This is a genomic window from Streptomyces sp. P17, assembly GCF_032436805.1.
In the GTDB taxonomy this organism is placed as follows: domain Bacteria; phylum Actinomycetota; class Actinomycetes; order Streptomycetales; family Streptomycetaceae; genus Streptomyces.
The window spans coordinates 119,389-138,591 of record NZ_JAVRBF010000009.1; the positions used below are offsets into that span (position 1 = coordinate 119,389).

Below are 19,203 nucleotides of genomic sequence, written 5' to 3' on the forward strand. Positions count from 1 at the left end.
AGTCCTGCCGAGCTGTCACAAGCCCGGCCAGGAAGCGGTCGTCGAAGACGGAGGAACCACCCCGCCCCAGCTAGTAACGCCCAGAAGGAACATGCACGACCTCAGCTCGGCCTCACAGAGGCTGCTCGACGGCGAGAACCGCGTCCCGGTCGGAACCGCCGGAAAGGACAGAACGACGTGACCACGACGGTTACATACGAGACCCACCAGCGTCGCGCAGTCGAGCCGGACGGCACCGTCCACGCCGCCCGGTACGCCGGCGACCGAGATCACTTCACCACGGCCTGCGCCTGCTATCCGGCTCCCGAGATCGAGCGGTTGGAAGCCGAGTCCTTCCGATCGGTCACCTGCACCGGGTGCCTGAAAGCTCTCGCCGTCGTCATCACCTGCCCGATCTGCCGGGTTGTCGGCGCCGAGGAGTTCGCTCAGCCGATCCCCGGAACCGACGACTTCGCTGACTGTGTCCGCTGCGCCGGATGCGGTCACACCTGGTGCCTTGATCCCGGCGCGACCACCGGGTGCACCTCGTGCGGCGGCTCGGGCCGCCTGGGCAACGGCTCCCTCACCGGACCGCGCTGCCCCTGCCACGAGGACAGTCGGCCCACCTGACCGAACGCCCGCCGCCCTTGGCCCGTAACCGGAAACCACCACCGACCCGCCGACCATCACGACGAAACGGATCCCATGCTCGATTCCCCGTCCATCCGCTGCCCGCGCTGCCAGGGCACCGACCTCGTCCCCAACATGATCGACTACCCCTGCGGCGACAAGGACGTCGACACGCTGAACTGCCCCCGCTGCGCCACCAGCTGGGACGCGTTCGACACGCCGACCCAGCCGGGTCCCAACTACACGGAGGCCTACGGGGGCGCGCTTGACCTGTTCGAGGAGGAGCACGCGCTGCTCGTCCTGACTGAGAACATCAAGGAACGCGCTCAAGCCACCCTGACCGGGGCCGGAGGCGGCGTCGAGAGCTGGGAGCACCGGGAGATGCTCCTGCGTAAGGCGGCGTGGCTGGACCGAGCGGCTCACCGGACCGAACTGGATTGGTACTGCCGGGCCTACAACGACGACGCGGTCGCCAAAGCCAACACGTACGCCGAGGAGGCCGCAAAGGCACTCCTTGACTTCGACGCCGGCCACGGCGGCCACCATGTGGTCAGCGGCTTCAGCACCGACAGCCCGGTGTGGAAGGTACCCGGCGGAGCGCGGGCGTACGTCCGCCAGGAGTACCTCACCTGGCACAAGGCCCGTGAAGCGGAGGCCGACCGGGCGGAGTGCGAGCCCCGACGCGGATCCGACGGAGAGCTGTACGACGCCGACGGGCGAGCACTGTGAGAGGCCGCCGTACCGAGAAACGCGACGAGAGCACCGAGTGGAAGGCCGTGGCCCGAGAGACTTTTCACGCCTTCGACCTGATCATGACGCCAGCTCTGCACGGACACGACCAGCAGAGCGGCGCCCAAGCGGCCACGGCCCATCTGGAACGGGGTCGGCAGCTGATGCAGCCGATCATCGACCGCTACGTTGCCGACGCCCGTACCCCGCTGGGACGCGCATGGCGCACCAACCGGGTCGCCCGCGGCGCATACGTCCAGGCCTTCGCCCAGGCCATCGCTCATGCGTCGGCCCGCGCGGCCGGCGAGCCCGAGCCCGGCTGGCCCATCCTCTACAGCCGCGGCGCGCTGCCGCTGATCCACCGCTACACCGGCGACCGCCGGATCCTGAACGATGAGGAGGACCCACGATGAGCGATGCGCCCACGGCGCACGAGGTCGGCACGGTGTTCGAGCCCAGCTGGGACGACAACCCCACCTGGCGGGGCACCAGGCCGTACGCCGACCTTGGCACGGCCCAGGAGGTCACCGCCGAGACGTACCGCGAGGACTTGGAGCAGTTCGACGAGTCCGAACCGGCGGGCGTTCTGAAGTGGCGGCACAGGTTCGACGGACTCTGGGAGCTGACCGATGACGGTCACCCGACGCCTGTGGCGATCCGGGCGCGTGCGCTGTACGGGCCTCCGCAGCCCCTCGGCGAACTCTCCGCCGAGGAACAGCTCAGGCTCGCCACGGAGTTCCGCATCCCGCTGCCCCTCGGCTCGGCCGGCGGGTACGGCGAGGTCGTGGTCCGTCCCGACAGCATCAGGGACCGCTGGGCGGTGACCAACGGCGCCATAACCGGACTTGAGGCGTGGGTGGCAGGAGAAGGCTGGCGCCGTGTGAGCGACGTCGGCCCGGACGCCGTCTACACCCTCACCCGTGAGAAGGCGATCATCCTCGGCTACCAAGTTGCTGATCTTGAGGGGGCGTTGCACCAAGCAGCCGTCGCAGCAACGCCCCGGACCGGTCCGGCTGCGATGCCTGTCGAGAAGGCCGCCGAGGCAGACGTGGCGACGGTGCTTGAGGTCGCGGTGAGGATCTTCCACACGGTCACGGGGTCCACGGACTGCGACAGCGACCTGTGCTGGGACGTGCTCTCCCGGGTGCTGGCCACGGTGCCGATGGAGGAGATCACGGACTACCCCCGGCGTCTGGAGCAGTTCGTCGTCAGGAGGAACGAGCGGCTTGACCAGGTGTATCGCGAGTTCGGGCCTGGCAGCCCGCTGGCCGTCCACGGCCGGTACGAGCTGGTGGGGCAGCCCGTCAGTCTCCCGCTGTTCGAACGGCTGGACGTGGTGCCGCACTTGCTGCTCGGAACGCTCCAGGGTGAGCTTCCCGAGGTCTGGGTGGCCGATGCGGCCAGTGCCTGGAATCCGCGGCTTCCCTGACGAGCGGCGCTGCGGCAACGCCGGAGGGGCCGGGCTGGAGACGATCGTCTCCAGCCCGGCCCCTCCGAAGAATTGCCCGCTTGCGACGGGCTAGTTGCTGTTCGGCCAGCCGGTGCGCGAGAAGCTCAGCTGGGCGGCTGCCTCGACCGTGGCATCGATGTACTGCTCCGGCGCGTGCGGCATCACGTGGACCGGCTTCAGCATGAGCACGGCCCCGACGATGATGTCGTCCCAGATGATGGGTGCCGCCACGGAGTTCCAGCCCGCCATGCACTCCTGGTAGCCGAGGGCGTAGCCCTGGTCCCGGATCTCCGCCAGAGAGGCCTTGAACTTGCCGGTGTCACGGATGACGCCGGGGCCTGCCTCTTCGGGTATCTCCTCCTCGAAGACGAGCTCCTGCACTTCCGGGCTCAGATAGGCCAGGATGGTGCGGCCCGAGGCGCCGGTTCGAAGGCTTCGGGTTATCGACAGCACATCGCGGGCGGTCATGCGCAGTTCGGCGAGGTCGGAGTCACCGACCGACATCATCAGGCACTGCCGGTTGGCCCCGAACTGAGACTTCGTGTATAGGAAGACGAGCCCTTGGTCCGTCTCCTCGCGCAGCTTGTCCAGGACGGCCCTGACCTCGGCGCTCCTGTTGAAATTCACGCCGGTCAGGGCGTGGAAGCCGACTTCGGCTGCGCCGGGGCCCAGAGCGTAGAGACCTCTGGAGGGGCGGACGACGATGCGGGTGTAGGCGAGTCGGGCGAGAATTCGGCCGACAGTGGAGTCGTCCAAGCCTGTGTGTGCAGCGATGTCGGACAGCCGCTGCGGACCGCCCCCCATCTCGACAAGCGCCTGCTGCACCATCATGACTCGGTCGGTGTGCGAGGTCCCGCCACGGCTCATCCGTCCTCCTGCCCCATGCCCTCAAGTCCGAAGGCATGTCGTCCCGTTACGCCGGAGATGTGCACGTCACCAGCGTCTGTACACCTCCTGGGAGCTTACTGGCCGTTTACAAGAGAGATCTTGCCGGTTGCTCTGCGCGAGGCGAGCAGTCGGTGAGCGTCTGCGGCCTGCTCCAGGGGGAAGGAGCCGCCGGAGATCAGCCGGAGGTGGCCGTTGGCCACGTAGGCGAACAGTTGCTTGGTCGACAGCTCCAGCGTGCCGCGGCTGGTGTACAGGTTCGGCAGCCAGAAACCCGAGGCCGTGATCGAGTTCTGGAGCAGGGTGTGCACCGGGATGTTCTCAAGGTCGCCGCTGGCGAAGCCGTAGAGCACCAGCCGGCCGCGGGGCGCGAGCGTCTGGATCGTCTCCTGCAAGACCTTGCCGCCGGTCATCTCCAAGGCCACGTTGACCTTGCCGCCGGCCGCTTCCGTCACCCGCGCGGCGAGGTCCTCGTGGGTGGAGGAGTCGACCGTGGCGTGCGCTCCGAGTTCGAGTGCCAGCTGCCGCTTCTCCTCGGTCGATGCCATCGCGATCACCTTGGCGCCCGACTGGGCGGCCAGCTGGACGGCGATGCTCCCGACGCCGCCGGCCGCCGCGGGGATCAGGATCTTCTCGTCCTTCTCCAGGCGGGCGACGGTGTAGAGGAGGTGGAAGGCACTGTTGCCCTGCAAGGGGATCGACACGGCCTGCTCGTCGGTGACGGCGTCCGGGATCTCCCAGGCGGTCAGCTTGGACACCGCGATCTTCTCGGCGTAGCCGCCACCCTGAGTGAGCGCGACCATCCTCCGGCCGTCCTGCGCCACGCCCACGACCTCGTTGCCCGGGATGTAAGGGAGTGTGACGGACTTCAAGTAGGAATTGCCGACAACGTGAAGATCTGCGAAGTTGACACCACATCTCGTGACATCCAGAACAATCCGTGACCCCTTCTGTACGGGATCGGGCACCTCCGAGAGCTTCAGCACCTCAGGGCCGCCGTACTCGGTCATGGTGATGGCGCGCACATTTCTCCTCAGCTATAGCGGGCGAGCGTCCACAGGTTAGACCACGGGTCAGCAGGCCTCTGAGCTGGCCTTATAGTGCGTCGGCTTTCTCACCACGTGAGAAACGGCCGGTACTTGCATAGGGCACTTTCTCTCCTGGTGAGAAATGGAATTGCTTGTTGCGTTTGCTTGCAAACTCGGGTCATATTGAGGCCGCTGCCGCGTCGAGAGTGACCGCTCGACCACTGGCTGCTGTGCCGCGCTGCGGGGCGTGGGGTCGGGGGCGCGGCGATCGAGTCGGAACATGCGGTGGGCCGCCGTGACACACGACTAGAACGCATGTTTGATTGCGGGCGGCTGGCCATACGGGGCGCAAGGGGGCTGAGACGAGATGGACACGAGGAAAACGCTTCAGCCCTGCTCCCGCTCGTTGTCCTCTGCTCTTCGGCCAGCGAGGGCGTGGCGCAGCCGCCGGGCTCTTCGTCGGGAGACGGAGAACCTCGTGGCCTCCATGCCGATCCCGGATCCCTTCGACCTCGACCAGCTCATCGCCAACATCGAAGCCGCCCGAGGCCGACGGATCGTGATCAAAGCCCTTCCGGACCGCATCGCGGCCGCCACCGGTATCTGCGGGCTGTGGGTCAAACACGACACCCGGCCGGTGGACCTCCTCCTGCACGCCCGCGGCGGCTCGCCCTGGCACGAACGCCAGATCTGGCTGCATGAGCTCGTACACCTCTGGGCAGACGACGCCACCGGCGTGGTGGGCACTGACGAACTGCTCAGCGACTTCTCCCCCGAACGCATCGAGAAACTCGTGGCCGGCGGCCAGGTCGCCGCGCGACGGCGATACGAGACCGGGATCGAGAAACGCACCGAGGACGCCGCCGCCATGCTCAACCGCCTGGCCGACACCGCCTACCTGCTCATCAAGGACCCCACCACCCGCCGCCTTGCCGACGATTTCTGCTCGTTCGGCGGGCCTATGCACCTGTGAGTACTGCATATGTCCGATGGGATCGCGTACGTCATCGCGGGCCTGCTACTCATCCAGGCCTTCTTCAGAGCCAGAGCCGCCCTCAAGGGGTGGAAGCGCGACCGGTCTCTCTGGGGAGCTTTCGTCGCCTTCGCGGCGGCATGGCTGAGCCGGACCACCCACGGCCGAGACCTGCTGAACAACCTCGGCATCCCCGACCTCGCCTACTTCGTCAAACACGCCCTGACGATCGCCGGCATCTGCGTCATCCTGCGCTACGTCACCGCGGTCTACCGCAGCGACGGATTCACTCGTGACCTGCCCCGCAGCGTCCGGATCTCCGCCATCGTTCACCGCGTCGCCACCAAGGCCTCCGTGGCTACGGTCGCGGTCATGGGCCTGGTCTTCGTCTTCCTGCTCAACGACCCCGACACCAGTACCCCCTTCTTCCTGGACCGGCACCGCGGAGAAGCCGGGGTCCTCGTCTACATGGGCCTTTTCTACCTCTACGTCGGAGCAACCGCGGCCGTGTGCGCCGTCCAGTGGGGCGGTGCCGTCAGGCGAGCCCCGATACGGTCGCTGCGCATCGGGCTGCGCATGATGACCGCCGGCATGGTCCTGGCAGTTCTGTACGCGATCCTGCGGACCGCCTACCTGCCCGTGATCACCTTCTCCAGCGTCTCCGAGAGCGCCAACCTTGACCAGGAGAGGGTGACTGACACTCTGCTGTACTTGTCGTTCCTCCTGTGGGGATTTGGCACCATCGCACCAGCCGCCCGCGCCGGCCGTGAGCGCATCTCCGCCGTGCGCGGCCTGCTCGAGCTTTACCCGCTGTGGCGCTCGCTCGCCCTGTGGGCGCCCGAGGTGGTACGGCATCGCGCGAGCACGCTCTTCTCGCGGCGCGCGGCCAAGGCCGGACGGCTCGACACCGTACGCGACCTCTTCTTCAGCCCCGACCCGTCCCCGCCTGCCCACCTGGCTCGATGGGCGATGGACATCCGCGACGTCATTGCCGAACTGCGCCGCCAGGTCCCGGCGGACCTCGCCGAACGCGCCCTCGTTCAGGCGGAGGCCGAGCTCAAGCCTGAGCACGGAACCGACGTCCAGGCCGAGGCGCTGTGGCTTCGGGCCGCCGTGTCGGCCGAGCGTCGCAGGACGGAGGGAACCGCTACCAGCAGTGCGCCCTACCCCTTCGGCCCCGGCCAGGACCGCGACCAGGGTGATTCCGCACCCGGCCACAGCCTGCGCGAGGAGCTTGAACACCTGCGGACCGTGGCATCCGCCTTCCGCATCACCAGCCTGTCCGATGGACGTGCACTCCTCGTCGGCCACCCGGCCGACCACGTCTAACCCCCCACTACGAGCACCAGAGAAGGTCTGACCATGGCACCAGCACCCGCCCGCCCGACCCAGTCCGCCGCGGCCGTTGTGCGCGACGCGGAAGACCGCGTCCTCATCGTCAAGCCGGGCTACAAGGACGGCTGGAACCTGCCGGGCGGGGGAGTTGATGAGGGGGAAACGCCCTCGCAGGCCGCTGCCCGGGAGCTGCGTGAGGAGGTCGGTGTCGAGCAGGTGATCGGCCGGCTGCTTGTCTCCGCCTACATTCAGTCGGAGGCTGGTGCGCACATCTACTGGGTCTTCGACGGTGGTGTCATCAGCGAGGAGCAGAAGTCCGGCATCAGGCTGCAGGAGAGCGAGCTCGTCGACTACCGGTTCAAGAGGGCCGAGGAGATCGGCCCCGATGAGATTCCTCCGGCCGTGCGTGCAGTGTGGGACCGTGCGCTCCAGGCCCTGCGGGACGGGACAGCGCTGAGCCTTGAAGTCGTGCGGTAGTCGATGGGAGTGCTGATCTTGAGGGGCGGGCTACTTCGTCCCGCCCGTCTCCGGGCCGAGGATCTCGGCCATCGTGTCGCTGATGAAGTCCGCGAGCTCGGCGCGAGCCGCCTCCGGAATGCCGCTCTCGCCGCCGCGGGCGGCCCGGATCGTGTAGCGGTTGCGCACCACCTGGGCCGAGACCACGAGGCGTGCGATCTGCGGGTCGGACGTATGCATGTAGACCGGCGGGAGGTTCAGCGCGAGGGCCAGGGCGTCCAGCACCTCTTCCGACATCTGCGTCTGTGTCCCCTCGCGCAAAGCCCGCACCAGGTCCTCGGTCAGCAGAGGCCGGCCGCTCTTGCGGTTTCCCGCCGAGGCGATCTCCGCGTCCGAGGGGAGATCGCCTCCGTACACCTCGTCACGCACGTAGGCGATCCTGTCGGCGATGACCCGGTCGTCCGGGAGCCGGTCCTCCGGCGCCGGAACGACGCGCAGCGGCGCCACGACGGGCACGTCGTACCCGAAGGACCTCTTCTGCGCCGCGCGCAGCTCGGCGAGCGTGACCCCGTAGGCCTTGCTGAGCGCGAGCTCGTGCTCCTCCGACAGCGGCCTCTTGCCCTCCTCCGCGGAGCGGACCGCCATCGCCGACCTCGTCTTGGTGAACTCCGTTGTGTCGGCCCGGGTCATGCCGGCATCGCACCGCAGGTCAATGAGGTCCGGCGGCCCCAGCCGCGGGAACAACTCGTCGAGGTCGGCGTCCACGGCCCGTGCGATCCCAGGAAGCCGCTCCTGCGGCGGCGTGGCCTGGTTGGTCTCCCACTTCGACACCTGGTTGGTCCGCACACCGATGTCTTCCGCAACGCTCGTCTGCGACTTGCGCGCGATCACGCGGCGGTCGCGCAGCTTGCTGCCGTCGAAGATGCGCTCGGGCATGCAGGTACTCCATCAGGGTTGGCGGGCGCACTCACTCTAGCCACTTGATCAGATCACGAGAAGAGGATAGTTTCATCTTCCGGTGATCAACAGGGTGGCACCGCCAGGTCGACTTCCCTCGAGTTCGCCGTAGTACCACGTGCTCCCGCAAGGAGCGGTGCGGACCCGGCCATTCCGGTTTCCTAGGCCAATGCGATGGCCGGGCCCGTACGTGTTCCCCGAACAAGACGGAGATCGATCTGGATGAGTGTGGCATCACCCGCACCTCGTGCGCACCACGTGCAGCAAAAACGACGCTTTTTCGCGACCATCGCGCAGGTCACAGGCTTTGCCGGCCGCCTGTCCCTTACGGGCGCGAACACGGCAAATGCCTCCCTCCTGGCGGCGGCGAGGCCCACGCGGTAGTTCCGGACGATCACGAGCCTGTCCAAAATCTGCCCCTGATCGCCCCTACCGACCTCAGTGCTCCGGGGCCGGGCAAACCTGACGTGCCCGGTCCCGGCCTTCGCCTTGCCACTCCATCCTGAAGGCCCCCACGGTGATCGACCTGTCCACCAGTACGCGGTACGTAGTCCGCGCGGCACGCGGATGCAGGAAGGCGGCTGCTCCTGGCAGCAGCCCTGCCGTGCGGCCGCCGCGCGCCGGACACGATCTCGGCGCATGCGCCGGCCACTCCGGCATAGCCGCCGACATCCTCACGGGCAGCCGCCTGCGGGCCGACCTCGCGGTCGGCGTTGCGGGAGGGCACCCGCTCACCGGCACCTGCGCACCCTCGCATGTACCGGACCTCAACTTCCCACTGACGAAGGCCAAGACGACGCCCTGGCCCACCGGCCAGCGGCCCAATCCGGCAAGCGCGTCCTCGAAGGCCGACCCCACCACCTCAATGGGCGGTGCCACATGACGACCGACGACACACCGACGACCGACGAGACGATCACGACAGTCCAGCCGGCTGCCCCGTGGCCCAACTACGAAGCCGACCACGCCCGCAAAGAGCTCGCTGCGATGAAGATGCTCTGCGACGGGGCATCGCTGCGCACCGTGCGACTGCGCACCCAGCTGAGCTGGGCCCAAGTACGCGCGCTCGCCGAGGTGGTCGCCGAGGACGCCACGACGCCTCCGCCGCGCAACGTGCTCCGCGACCGGCGCCCGCACCGGGCGGCACGAATCCGCGTCGTGCCCCGCCGGCCTGCGCCGGAGTCGGCGCAGGAGTCCGCGGACGAAGTGCAGTCGACCGACACCACGGAGCAGCTGAGCCTGCTCCCCGAGCAGGAGGACCCCAGGGAGAAGGGTTATGCGCCGGTTGCCGAGCCGGAGCAGCTCTCCCTGATGTGTCTCTGACGCCTCCCTAGCCGCCGGCTGGCGGCTCCTCCCCAGGCCCTTGAAGGCCCGCCGCGCTCATGCGCGCCACGGGTCTATTTCGCGCTACCCGGAAACGGACCCACGTGCTCTCCGCTCAGCCCCTGCAAGCCCCCTACGCGTCCGCCGCTGTTCCCGAGCGGGTCCGCGTCGCCCCCGCTGACCAGTGGGTCTCCACGACCTCCGGCCGGTTCGCCCCCGACGGCTTCTCGTGGATGCAGGCCGTCTGCTGGTCCTACCTCGAGGACACCTACCGCCGCACCCGTGACCACGGTCCCCGGAAGGTCGGCGAGACCACCCTTCGTGTCGCCGCCGAACTCGCCCGCCTCGCTCCCTGCCGGCCTGGCGTCGACTTTCTCGCTCGCGTCCTGAAGCTGAGCGAGCGCACCATCCAGTACCACCTCGCCATCCTGCGGGAGAGCGGACTGCTCGCCTACCGGTCCAAGGGGACACGTGTGTCCGGCGAGGGCGGCCAGGCCTCGGAGTTCGTGTGGATCATCCCCCAGGCCTTCGACGCCGCCCTGCACCTCGTCACCCGTACCTGCGATCGGCTTGTCCGCGCGCTGAGGGGGATCGGCGACGAGGGCCGTGCGCTCATGAAGCGGCTGGCGAAGATGGCGCAGAAGCTCCTGCGGCGCCGCCGTTCCCGTCGCTCGAGAACCCGTTCGTCGGGGTCATCGCGTTGCACCCCAATGGGGGGTAGTTCAGATAGCTCTTCTTCTGCGGGTGGTACTTCTCTCCCCCCTGAGAGCAAGCTCGAATTCGGGAAGCGCACGTCCCCCACCCAGAAGAAGTCCAAGGCGAAGGCCCGTCGCACCCTCAACCAGACCGGCCGCCGTTTCCAGCTGGCCCGCGAGCTCATCGAGCAGGTCGACTGGCTGCGCGGCTGCTCGGTGCCCCGGATCGCGTGGGTCGTCCGCGACGTTGCCGACGCCGGATTCACCGCGGAGGAAGTGCGTGGCTGGCTCCACTTCCGGGGCGGATCCGCTCGGGTCCGCCGCGCCTCGGGGCTGCTGGCAGTGCTGCTCAGCGGCGCCCACAAGGTCCTGGACACCCAGGACAAGCGGGACCTGGCCGTTGCCCAGTGGCACGCTGCATCCGAAGCGGCACGACGGCACCGGATCCAGTCCGTCCGGCAGCGCAGCGAGCGCTTCGACGGCGACTGGCAGGCACCTCGCAGCGCCGCGGTCCAGCGCATGGTCGCTGACGCGATCGCCGCGACCGCCGCCCCCGCCGCACCGGCCGAAGCACTGCCCGACCTCACCGGACCGCAGGACCTGACCGTCGAGGAACTGCAGGTCATGCGTCAGACGGCATGGGCGGAGTTCATGCACGGTGACACCGCCCTGGTCACCTCTGCCGTCGAGGCGTTCGGCCGGACGACCGCCGAGTCCATGTACGGCACCGACCTCGTCCAGCGCGCGCTGCGGCTCACCGGCCACAGCGCCCTGATGTCCCTGGGACGCCGGTAAGGAGCACTGATGACCGACACGACCGCCCCGCAGCTCTCCGGCGTCGACCTGGCACGCGTCGCATTCCTCGCGGCGAAGGAGAGCGCCCGCAAGAACGGCGGCGCCACCGAGAGCCGGACACCGCGGCCGCGCTCCCGCCAGGAGGGCGGCCGACAGACCTCCGACGGCCGGGACCCGAGAGGACTCGCCGCGGTGATCCAAGGGCTGATCACCGATCGGGCCTGGGAGGCGCCGACAGTCGGGGGCAGCGCCGTCGACGAGTGGCCGGCGATTGCCGGACCTCGGCTTGCCGGGCACGTGCGGGCCGTGAAGTTCCGCGCGGCCGTCGGCGAACTGGAGGTGCAGGTCGACTCGCCGGCGTGGTTCACCCAGCTCCGGCTGGAGAAGCCCGCCCTCCTGGCGCGGTTCGCTGAGGCGCTCGGGACCGACGTCGTGAAGGACATCGTCCGGTCCCGGCCCGGCGCGGCCGGCGGTGACCTCGCCAGCGAACGGCCTGCGGCACGTGGCGACAACGGAACCCGGCCGGAGACACGGGGCACGACGTCCCTGCGGTCTCTGGTCCAGGGTGCCCACGCGTCCCGCCCGGCCGACCGCGACCGCGCGGATGAACCGTCTGCCGGCACGCCAGCGGTCGGCCGTCCGATCGATCCCGACCACGCAGAGCCGGATCCCGCAGCGCTCACCCATGCCCTGGCCCTCCGCCGGGCACGGCGGGAGCGTGCCGAGCGCAAGCGCCAGGAGACCAACCAGCAGACGAAGGGAGTAACCCGTGGCTGAACGAGACGACCTGTCGGAGCAGTTCATCGCCCGCGCCCTGCGCCTCCAGATCGAGGAAGGCCACCTCTGGCTGGATCCGGCGGCCCTCACCGAGGACATGATCATCAGGTGGTTCGGAGTCCCACGCCCGACGGCCGCCCGCGCCCTGCACACGCTCTGCGGCGACCTGCCGCCAGCAGCCGACGAGCCTGCGCGGGCAACGAGGGTTCAGCCGTCGCGGGCGGCCGCCCACCCGCGGCCTACCGCGTCGACGGTCACCGATGCGGACCTGGACCTGCTCTATGCCGAACTGGCCAGGCTGCACGAGCAGTTGCGCGAGCGCCGCTCCGCGGCATGAGGGACGCCCCGCCCGGGCGTCCCCGCCGGCGAGTACGGCGCACCGCCGCCCCAGGGAGCCTCGTTAGTCCGCAGAGGCACGCACGCCGAGCACGCGCAGAGCCAGCGGCTAGCCGCTGTCAGGACCCAGCTGAACGAATACTTAGAAATGCTAGTTGCGTAAGCATTCTTAAGCGTTCTAGGGTGGGGGCGCAGACGCCCGTACGAGACCGAAGGGGGCAGCGATGCCGACGGACGGCAACGCCGAGCCGGACCAGGTCCTCGCCGTCAACGTCACCCGACGCTGGAGCGAAGTCGAGGACGGCACGTCGACAGAAGCCGACGTCGTCCTCGGAGAATGGTCACCATGGGTGGGCCGTTCCACGACCAAGCGGCACTTCGACCCCGACCGTATCGCCGTGGTCATCGCATGCCGACGCGGCGAGACCATGGCCGTCTACGAGATCCACCCCGACGGCGACGGCGAGCGGTACCACTGGACCGGCGACGAACCCCGAAGGCGCCTCGTCTTCCACGGCCGCCCGTCCTCCCGGTACGCCGCACACCTCAACGCGCCGGCCCCCACGTGGAAGGCCGGAGAGGGCACCCCTCTCAAGCTCCTCGCCCTGGGGGACCTGCTCCAAGGCGAACAGCCGCAGGGGCATGACGAGCCCGCACAGCGTCAGGCCGTCGTCGGGCAGGCTGTGATCACCCTCAGCGGCACACAGAACCTGACCGTCTCCATCCCCCCGCACTACAGCGTCACGGTCACCCCCCGCGCCGCGCAGGAAGGGAGCAACTGAGCCCATGGAATCCCAGCAGTACAAGGCAGGGCTGGCCGAACTGCGCGGGCTGCGCGATGAGATCAAGAAGGCTCAGGCGGCTCTGCGCAAGCTGGAGGGTCGGCGCGACCGAAAAATCACGGAGGTGGCGGGCTACCCGAAGGCCAAGCCCGACCAGATCGCGCCCGCGGCGGGACGTTCGGTGAGGGACATCGTCGAGCTCGCCCCGCACCTGGCCCCCGAGACCTCCAGCACTTCTGAGAGTGCGGCGCCTGCCAGCAAGCCCGCCGTGCGGCCGGCCGTCGAGGTAAGCGGCGCCGCAGCACCGGAGATGGCCCCTATCGCCGCTCATCAGCCCCCGGCAGCCACCGTGCCCGAACAGGACACCGAAACCACCAACGAGCGCGACGCCGACGCCGAACAGCCGCCCGCCGCGCCGGTCGACCAGGCCCCTGCCGCGCCGGCCGCGGAACCCGCCGCTGACACCAGGCCCGACGTTGCCCCCCGGGAACTGCCCGTGATCCCCGATGGACCGGAGGGCGACCGCTGGTTCAGCGTGGCTCCGAACCTCAGCTCTCAGCGGCCCACCTTCACGCAGCAGTCGCGGCCTACCGTCTTCCTCGACGCCAAGACCGGCGACCTCCTCTTCGGCAACCAGCGTGTCCGGCTCGACCTGGGCGGCGCCAGCGCCGGTGAGATCCTCACCGCGGTATTCGCCTACGCACCCGACACCACCGAGCGGATCTTCATCACCGCGGGTGCCCCGTGGCACCGGGATGCCGATCGCTACCCCTATCTGAAGGACGCGGTCGGGGCCTGGCTCGAAGCCCCCACGCCCGATGGCTGGAAGGTCGAATCCTCACGCGGTAAGGACACCCTCGCCGGCCACTTCCTCCACGAACGCAACCCGGTCGGGCGCTGGGAGCGCGGCAAGCAGCACGTCGAAATCCGCAGCGTGAGCGAGTGGTTCGACCCGGACGGCAGCGACGTCGCCACCATCCGCCACGCCTTCGTCCTGCTCGGGCAGGCCCTCAAGCGGATCTGGCCCGACCTCGTCATCATGGGCTCGCCCAGCCAGACCGGCCGCGACCTGTGGCAGCGCACTCTCCCCACGAAGCAGGGCGCCCGCTGGGCCGACGGCTACCCCGTCATGTCCGACGAGATCCGCCAACTTCTCCACGCCACCTCCGGCCAGGGCCGCACCGAACTCATCACCCCGCCTCGCGTCCCGGACCAGCTGCCCGCCCTCTACGAACTCGACCGCACCCTCGCCTACGGCAAGCACACCTGGACCTCGGGTGTCGGCGCCCCCGAACGCGTCACCGCGCAGAAGTTCGCCTCTTGGTCGGAGAAGCAGCAGAGCGACGTTCTCTTCAAGCCGGGCCACTGGCGTGTCAGGGTCACCATTCCCGACGACTGGAACCACGTCGGCATCCTGCCCTTCGCCGTCGAAGGCGAACGTGCGTGGATCTACCCCCACGAGGGCGGCAGGACCTTCACGACCTGGGCCGGCGGCGCCGAGATCAACCTCGCGCTCCGCAACCCTGTCCAGCCCTGGCGGATCGAGATCCTCGACGGCCTGCTGTGGGAGAGCGGCACGCCGCTCAAGGAATGGTCCGAGAAGCTGAAGAAGGCCTGGGCGGAACTGGCCACCGCGGCGCAGGTCGCCGGCGACGACGAACTTCGCACGGCGTACCGACTGGCCTCACGTGCCGTGCGCAGCATCCTGCTGTACGGCATCGGTGGGTTCGCGCAGCGGCCGACGATCACGACCGGCTCCGTCCAGCTCGGCCAGGAGAACCAGATTCCCAAGGGCGCGCGGATCAAGACGATCGACGGACAGACCGTCATCTGGGAGCGCACCCAGATGCGCCGCAACCCGAACGCGCACCCCGAGTGGTCCGCCGGCGTATGGTCCGCCGCACGCGCCGCCCTGCTCTCCACGAGCGTGAAGGGCACCGACGGCCAGAAGACCCACGTCGGCGCCCTCCACCTCCCGGCCGGGAGCATCGTGGCCATCCGGACCGACGCCCTCTACACCACCGTCCAGCCCAACTGGCCCTACAACGGCGACCCCGGGGACTACCTCCTCAAGGGCATCGTTCCCAACCCCTCCACCGCCCCCCTCACCGAAAACGACTTCTACACCCTGCAGTCCCTCGGCCGGGCCTACCTGGAGGAACAGCAGGACACCGCCTCCGCCAACCTCTGACCGGCACGACAAGAAAGGAGCCCGGGGACCATGCCGCCGCGCAGGCGCCGAACCAGCCCACCGCCCCCCAGTGAGGCCGCACGCCTGACCGACCACCTCCTGGCCGAGGGCTTCAAGAAGAGCGAGATCGCCGAAATCCTCGGCCGCAACTCCGCCATCGTCTCGCACTTCTTCACCCGAGGCCCCGGCGCCGGACAGGCGTACGTCGCAGCCCTCCAGGCCGTCGTCCAGGAAGTACAGGCCGGAGGCCCCCGAGACCTCGCGTCACTCAAAGCCCTCGCCGGCCAGTACGTCCAGCGCCGCCGCACGAAGTCCGGACGACTGGCCCGCGTACGACAGAAGGACGCGCTCCAGCACGAAGTCGACGAAGAGTGGAACTCCGGCTTCGCCCGCGCCGGACGTCAGCACATCGCCTCCGGCGCCTCCCGCCTCAAGCCCATCATCGAGGAGGCCGCCGCGGCCCGCGGTGTCATCGCCTTCACCGTCCGAGCGTCGAAGGGGCGCTTCCTCATCGACTCCGGCCGGGATGAGGACAGCCCGCGCGTGCGCACCCACGTCGTCCAGCGCCCCGACGGCACCGAGGAACGCAGCTACGGCCGCGGCGGCGCCGGCATGGACGCGCAGGAATGGCACCAGCGCGTCACCAGCGCCGGCGGTGACGTCACCGCGGCCATCAGCGACTGGATGGAGGAGACCGGGCGCCTCGCCGAGGGAACCAAGATCAGCCACATCGAACTCCGAGGATGGAAGCCCAACCACTGACCCGCATCCCCGGCCCTCCCGGCCAGGAGGGCGTGCGATCCTGACCCTGGCCTGGCGGTCGCCCATCACCGAAGCCGATGCGCCGCCAGGCCCTCGCGGCCACCGCCCCGGATCCATTCGGGCCACGGCAGCGACGAGCACACCGGAGTCCGCCCTGGCCGCCTCCCCACACCCGCCCCTCGTCCTCTTCCTCGGCGAAGCCAGCTACTCGCGACCCGGGTCACCCGGTCGCCTCTCGAAGACTCTCTCCTGACGGTCCGCAGACCGTCGTACGCCTCCGGACCGTCCCGGACCAGCTCGCATCCACAGCCGCACGGGACCGACCGACTGCCCGCTGAAAGGGGAACTCCATGGAAACAGCGGACCTGACCGAGGACGAAACCGCGGCTGTAGCCGCGGCTGCCACTGCGCTTCTGCTGGCACACCATCCCGCGGCAACTTTCGACGCGACCGGTGCCGTCGCCACGGCCGGCTTCCTGTGCCTGCCCGGGGCGCCGGGTACGGAGCAGGCTCGCGTCGGTCACCGTGCCCCGTTCCCGAGGGCCGACAACGACCGCACGTTCGCCGGCAACGCAGCTGAGGAGTTTGTTCTCGTCGCCGCCTACGCCGACCTGCTGCGTGAAGACGGCTGGATGGTCAGGGAGGTGACGACCACGCGGCCCGGACTCCTCATCTCTAAGCCCTCCGCGTTGCCCCACCGATCCCCAGTGCAGCGCGGATGACCCCGCGACGCACACCGAGTGCGTCTAGACCAGGAATCCGTCTCGCAACCTTGACTGCGAAGGAGAATGCACGTCATGGGCCATGAATCTTCAACTGCGGCGGCATTTGTCGTATCTCCTGGGAGCGGGCGGGGCTGGAAGTCACTGCCCCCCGACGCCGAGGTTGGCGCCTTCATCCACCAGCTGAACCGAGCCCTCCACACGATCGAGTGCCGGGAGCTTGGACCGGTGGCGGCCAGGCAGCGATACGGCCAGTTCGCGGACGTCCAAGGGGGGCGGGTCTTCCTTGCCATCAACGCGGATCAACTCTCGGCTCAGCACCCTGGGCATGAAGAGCTTCACGATCTGCTCCGAACCGTGCGTGAGCGAGGCCCAGCCGTGGACGTCACCCTGACCTCCCCGAGAGCGTGAGCCAAGGCCGCACGAGCCCTCACGAGCAGCCAAGCTCCCTCCATCACGGGCGAGTTGCCACGGCGTCGACCGGGGACGCCGGCCGCTCACCCGCCGGCGCATAGGCTCCTGCGCATGCGAGGAGTCCGCAGTATCCACACACTGTCCTTCGGCGCCCTGTACATCGAGGCATGGCACCGCTCCCTGGGAGGGAGCGAGGACACCCTCCTCGGGCCGGCCACGGGCTTCCTGGTCGGGATCCCCGGAGACTTCTGGCTCGTCACCGCCTGGCACGTCCTCAGCGGACGGCGCTCAGACAACGGTGAGGCCATGCGCGCCGACGGCCTTCGCCCGGACTACCTCCGGGTTCGCTTCGCCGGCGAAGGGGACGACGCCTTCCACCCCATCGACCGAGACTTCGAGCTGTACGACGAGGAATTCCAGTCCGGCCCACGGTGGCGCAGCCCCGGCGAGCGGCGGATCGACATCGCCGCACTGCACATTGGCGCCGTCCCGGACAGCGCGGTGGAGGCGTTCATGCCCAACACCTGGCCCACCCTGCGCGACCTGTTCGCCCCCGAACGCCGCGCCCAGCAGGGCAGCGAGGTGGACGTCGACATCCCCCTGCGGATCACCGACCGCCTGTTCGTCCTCGGCTTCCCCTTTGGCCACACGGGAAGCTGGCCGTTCGCGGTGTGGACGGCAGCGCCGGTCGCGAGCGAGCCCTTCGCCCGCTGGGACCAACTGCCCGGATTCCTCCTCGACTCCCGCACTCGTCCCGGCCAGTCCGGGTCACCGGTCGTGATGCACATCAGGCCCGGCGAACCGGTCGTCGCCGGCGGCGATGTCATCGCGCACGACGAGTCGGTCACCGCCCTGGTCGGGGTCTACAGCGGACGGCTCGACCCGAACGCCGATCTGGGCATGGTGTGGACGACCGACGCCCTCTTCGAGATCCTTCCTGAAGTCGCACCGCCCGGCTGGACGTCACCCGATCCCGTCCGCTGACCGATACCGGCCCGGCGGCGCCGATGCCAGTGCCGCCGGATACAGCACGCCGTCCCCGAACCGGGCCCGCGCCCGATCGGCGACCGCCTCGATCAGCAGCTGCTTGTCGTCCTGGGCGTCCAGGGCGAGCTGCCGCGTCGCCCGGTCCGCCGGCCGCAACCCGTCAGCGCGCAGGATGATGCCCCGCACCCGAGCTCGCTGCAGCCCGAGCGTCTCGTACGCCGCGTATGCACCCCGGCCCAGGAAGACCGTGTGGTGACTCGCCTCAGGCAGGATTCGGCTGCGCGTGGTGGCAGACCGGTCGGCGTACGACACGATGACCGACACTCCCTCGGCGATCTGCCCGGCCGCGCGCAGGCGCGCGCCGAGCTCCACGGCGAGCGCCAGGAGCACCCGCCGGTGCTGCACGGCGTCGAGCTCGTCGTAGACGAACCGGTGCTGTGCGCTGAGGCTCCGTGCTGGCGGCGCGGAGTCGACCGCGGAGACATCGTGTCCGCGGGCCCGGTCGTACAGTGCCCGGCCCGCGCGGGCACCGAGCAGACGCTGGAGCGTGTGCAGGGGGACGGCGGCGACGTCCCCGACGGTGTACAGACCGAACCGGGCGAGCGTGCCAGCTGTCGCGGTGCCGACGCCCGGCAGCTCCCGGGCCGGCCGAGGATGAAGGAACGTGCGGATCTCGTCGGTGCCGTGCCCCACGGCGAAGACCTGGCCGAGGGGGGCGAGCGCAGACACCATCGCGGCAAGCATCGGGGACGACGCCGTGCCCGCCGCGCTGCGCACGCCGTACAGCGCGACCGCCCGCAACTGGATGACCTGGGCGATCCCTCGGGCGTCCCGCCCCCAGAAGCGGCGGGCTCCGGTGACGTCGAGCCGGGCGCTGTCCGGAGGCAGGAACTGGACGCGGGGCGTGAAATCCTCCAGCAGGAGCCGAAGGTCCGCCACCAGGTCGTCGGCCGCTGCCGGGATCTCGAACCGGATGTGGATGATGTCGGTCATCTGG

At 69.3% G+C, this 19,203-nt stretch carries 22 protein-coding genes; 17 read left to right on the forward strand and 5 right to left on the reverse strand.

The features are described from left to right. The first annotated feature begins 177 nt into the window (after positions 1-177). From RMT89_RS08270 to RMT89_RS08285, 4 genes are all read left to right on the forward strand, one after another. Positions 178-609, forward strand: a complete 432-nt coding sequence (locus tag RMT89_RS08270) for a hypothetical protein (RefSeq protein WP_007492588.1) — start codon at positions 178-180, stop codon at positions 607-609. 75 nt (positions 610-684) lie between these two features. Further along, complete coding sequence (locus tag RMT89_RS08275; RefSeq protein WP_007492586.1) at positions 685-1,338, forward strand: hypothetical protein; 654 nt, start codon at positions 685-687, stop codon at positions 1,336-1,338. Continuing rightward, positions 1,335-1,751, forward strand: a complete 417-nt coding sequence (locus tag RMT89_RS08280; RefSeq protein ID WP_007492584.1) for a hypothetical protein — start codon at positions 1,335-1,337, stop codon at positions 1,749-1,751. Before RMT89_RS08275 ends, RMT89_RS08280 begins: the two co-directional genes overlap by 4 nt. Further along, positions 1,748-2,767 carry a hypothetical protein gene (locus tag RMT89_RS08285; protein WP_007492581.1) on the forward strand — a complete coding sequence of 340 codons (1,020 nt, stop codon included), beginning with the start codon at positions 1,748-1,750 and terminating at the stop codon, positions 2,765-2,767. Before RMT89_RS08280 ends, RMT89_RS08285 begins: the two co-directional genes overlap by 4 nt. Positions 2,768-2,857: 90 nt before the next feature. Here the strand turns inward: RMT89_RS08285 and RMT89_RS08290 are convergent, their stop codons facing one another. Beyond that, positions 2,858-3,655 carry an IclR family transcriptional regulator gene (locus tag RMT89_RS08290; RefSeq protein ID WP_007492579.1) on the reverse strand — a complete coding sequence of 266 codons (798 nt, stop codon included), beginning with the start codon at positions 3,653-3,655 and terminating at the stop codon, positions 2,858-2,860. Positions 3,656-3,750: 95 nt separating this feature from the next. Continuing rightward, the gene (locus tag RMT89_RS08295; protein WP_244313304.1) at positions 3,751-4,545 is read right to left on the reverse strand and encodes a zinc-binding dehydrogenase; all 795 of its coding nucleotides are present in this window, start codon (positions 4,543-4,545) and stop codon (positions 3,751-3,753) included. A gap of 634 nt (positions 4,546-5,179) precedes the next feature. Between RMT89_RS08295 and RMT89_RS08300 the strand changes: the two genes are divergently transcribed. The 3 genes from RMT89_RS08300 to RMT89_RS08310 are packed head-to-tail and all read left to right on the forward strand — an operon-like array spanning position 5,180 to position 7,486. Then, a complete protein-coding gene (locus RMT89_RS08300; protein ID WP_007492575.1) occupies positions 5,180-5,674 on the forward strand; it encodes a hypothetical protein in 495 nt (164 codons plus the stop codon). Positions 5,675-5,683: 9 nt separating this feature from the next. Further along, on the forward strand, positions 5,684-7,003 hold the full coding sequence (locus tag RMT89_RS08305; RefSeq protein WP_007492573.1) for a DUF6545 domain-containing protein: 1,320 nt from the start codon (positions 5,684-5,686) through the stop codon (positions 7,001-7,003). Between the two features lie 33 nt (positions 7,004-7,036). Then, a complete protein-coding gene (locus tag RMT89_RS08310) occupies positions 7,037-7,486 on the forward strand; it encodes an NUDIX hydrolase (RefSeq protein ID WP_007492571.1) in 450 nt (149 codons plus the stop codon). A gap of 30 nt (positions 7,487-7,516) precedes the next feature. On the opposite strand, the gene RMT89_RS08315 is transcribed toward RMT89_RS08310, so the two are convergent. After that, positions 7,517-8,401, reverse strand: coding sequence for a helix-turn-helix transcriptional regulator (locus RMT89_RS08315; protein ID WP_007492569.1), 885 nt, complete (start codon positions 8,399-8,401; stop codon positions 7,517-7,519). Positions 8,402-9,026: 625 nt separating this feature from the next. Between RMT89_RS08315 and RMT89_RS08320 the strand changes: the two genes are divergently transcribed. The 9 genes from RMT89_RS08320 to RMT89_RS08360 all read left to right on the forward strand — a co-directional run bounded on the left by RMT89_RS08320 (position 9,027) and on the right by RMT89_RS08360 (position 16,805). Continuing rightward, the gene (locus tag RMT89_RS08320; protein WP_043735231.1) at positions 9,027-9,305 is read left to right on the forward strand and encodes a hypothetical protein; all 279 of its coding nucleotides are present in this window, start codon (positions 9,027-9,029) and stop codon (positions 9,303-9,305) included. Next, positions 9,302-9,745 carry a hypothetical protein gene (locus RMT89_RS08325; protein ID WP_007505748.1) on the forward strand — a complete coding sequence of 148 codons (444 nt, stop codon included), beginning with the start codon at positions 9,302-9,304 and terminating at the stop codon, positions 9,743-9,745. Before RMT89_RS08320 ends, RMT89_RS08325 begins: the two co-directional genes overlap by 4 nt. A gap of 104 nt (positions 9,746-9,849) precedes the next feature. Continuing rightward, positions 9,850-11,235 carry a helix-turn-helix domain-containing protein gene (locus RMT89_RS08330; protein ID WP_007505747.1) on the forward strand — a complete coding sequence of 462 codons (1,386 nt, stop codon included), beginning with the start codon at positions 9,850-9,852 and terminating at the stop codon, positions 11,233-11,235. Positions 11,236-11,244: 9 nt separating this feature from the next. Then, positions 11,245-12,012 carry a DciA family protein gene (locus RMT89_RS08335; RefSeq protein ID WP_007495298.1) on the forward strand — a complete coding sequence of 256 codons (768 nt, stop codon included), beginning with the start codon at positions 11,245-11,247 and terminating at the stop codon, positions 12,010-12,012. Continuing rightward, on the forward strand, positions 12,005-12,349 hold the full coding sequence (locus RMT89_RS08340) for a hypothetical protein (RefSeq protein WP_007495300.1): 345 nt from the start codon (positions 12,005-12,007) through the stop codon (positions 12,347-12,349). The genes RMT89_RS08335 and RMT89_RS08340 overlap by 8 nt, the downstream gene beginning before the upstream one ends. Positions 12,350-12,572: 223 nt before the next feature. Then, positions 12,573-13,130 (forward strand): hypothetical protein, encoded by a 558-nt coding sequence (locus RMT89_RS08345; RefSeq protein ID WP_007495302.1) that lies wholly within the window; start codon positions 12,573-12,575, stop codon positions 13,128-13,130. A 4-nt stretch (positions 13,131-13,134) separates the two neighbouring features. Beyond that, the gene (locus RMT89_RS08350) at positions 13,135-15,321 is read left to right on the forward strand and encodes a hypothetical protein (protein ID WP_007495305.1); all 2,187 of its coding nucleotides are present in this window, start codon (positions 13,135-13,137) and stop codon (positions 15,319-15,321) included. Positions 15,322-15,351: 30 nt separating this feature from the next. Next, complete coding sequence (locus RMT89_RS08355) at positions 15,352-16,083, forward strand: hypothetical protein (protein WP_007495307.1); 732 nt, start codon at positions 15,352-15,354, stop codon at positions 16,081-16,083. Between the two features lie 350 nt (positions 16,084-16,433). Further along, positions 16,434-16,805, forward strand: a complete 372-nt coding sequence (locus tag RMT89_RS08360) for a hypothetical protein (RefSeq protein ID WP_007495309.1) — start codon at positions 16,434-16,436, stop codon at positions 16,803-16,805. Positions 16,806-16,946: 141 nt separating this feature from the next. On the opposite strand, the gene RMT89_RS08365 is transcribed toward RMT89_RS08360, so the two are convergent. After that, positions 16,947-17,147: a hypothetical protein gene (locus RMT89_RS08365; protein WP_007495311.1), complete on the reverse strand. Its 201-nt coding sequence runs from the start codon at positions 17,145-17,147 to the stop codon at positions 16,947-16,949. 183 nt (positions 17,148-17,330) lie between these two features. Here RMT89_RS08365 and RMT89_RS08370 point away from each other — a divergent pair, with 183 nt between their 5' ends. Then, entirely contained in the window at positions 17,331-18,203 is an 873-nt protein-coding gene (locus tag RMT89_RS08370; protein ID WP_007495313.1) for a trypsin-like peptidase domain-containing protein, read from the forward strand. Here the strand turns inward: RMT89_RS08370 and RMT89_RS08375 are convergent. Further along, positions 18,183-19,199 carry a DNA polymerase thumb domain-containing protein gene (locus RMT89_RS08375; protein WP_007495315.1) on the reverse strand — a complete coding sequence of 339 codons (1,017 nt, stop codon included), beginning with the start codon at positions 19,197-19,199 and terminating at the stop codon, positions 18,183-18,185. The genes RMT89_RS08370 and RMT89_RS08375 overlap by 21 nt on opposite strands. Positions 19,200-19,203 lie beyond the last annotated feature (4 nt).

Bases quoted from the DNA above. Each gene is read 5' to 3' on its own strand.
- RMT89_RS08315 (WP_007492569.1), bottom strand. From the start codon at position 8,401: ATGCCCGAGCGCATCTTCGACGGCAGCAAGCTGCGCGACCGCCGCGTG.
- RMT89_RS08290 (WP_007492579.1), bottom strand. From the start codon at position 3,655: ATGAGCCGTGGCGGGACCTCGCACACCGACCGAGTCATGATGGTGCAG.
- RMT89_RS08335 (WP_007495298.1), top strand. From the start codon at position 11,245: ATGACCGACACGACCGCCCCGCAGCTCTCCGGCGTCGACCTGGCACGC.
- RMT89_RS08355 (WP_007495307.1), top strand. From the start codon at position 15,352: ATGCCGCCGCGCAGGCGCCGAACCAGCCCACCGCCCCCCAGTGAGGCC.
- RMT89_RS08350 (WP_007495305.1), top strand. From the start codon at position 13,135: ATGGAATCCCAGCAGTACAAGGCAGGGCTGGCCGAACTGCGCGGGCTG.
- RMT89_RS08275 (WP_007492586.1), top strand. From the start codon at position 685: ATGCTCGATTCCCCGTCCATCCGCTGCCCGCGCTGCCAGGGCACCGAC.
- RMT89_RS08310 (WP_007492571.1), top strand. From the start codon at position 7,037: ATGGCACCAGCACCCGCCCGCCCGACCCAGTCCGCCGCGGCCGTTGTG.
- RMT89_RS08345 (WP_007495302.1), top strand. From the start codon at position 12,573: ATGCCGACGGACGGCAACGCCGAGCCGGACCAGGTCCTCGCCGTCAAC.
- RMT89_RS08375 (WP_007495315.1), bottom strand. From the start codon at position 19,199: ATGACCGACATCATCCACATCCGGTTCGAGATCCCGGCAGCGGCCGAC.
- RMT89_RS08285 (WP_007492581.1), top strand. From the start codon at position 1,748: ATGAGCGATGCGCCCACGGCGCACGAGGTCGGCACGGTGTTCGAGCCC.
- RMT89_RS08305 (WP_007492573.1), top strand. From the start codon at position 5,684: ATGTCCGATGGGATCGCGTACGTCATCGCGGGCCTGCTACTCATCCAG.
- RMT89_RS08325 (WP_007505748.1), top strand. From the start codon at position 9,302: ATGACGACCGACGACACACCGACGACCGACGAGACGATCACGACAGTC.
- RMT89_RS08360 (WP_007495309.1), top strand. From the start codon at position 16,434: ATGGAAACAGCGGACCTGACCGAGGACGAAACCGCGGCTGTAGCCGCG.
- RMT89_RS08370 (WP_007495313.1), top strand. From the start codon at position 17,331: ATGCGAGGAGTCCGCAGTATCCACACACTGTCCTTCGGCGCCCTGTAC.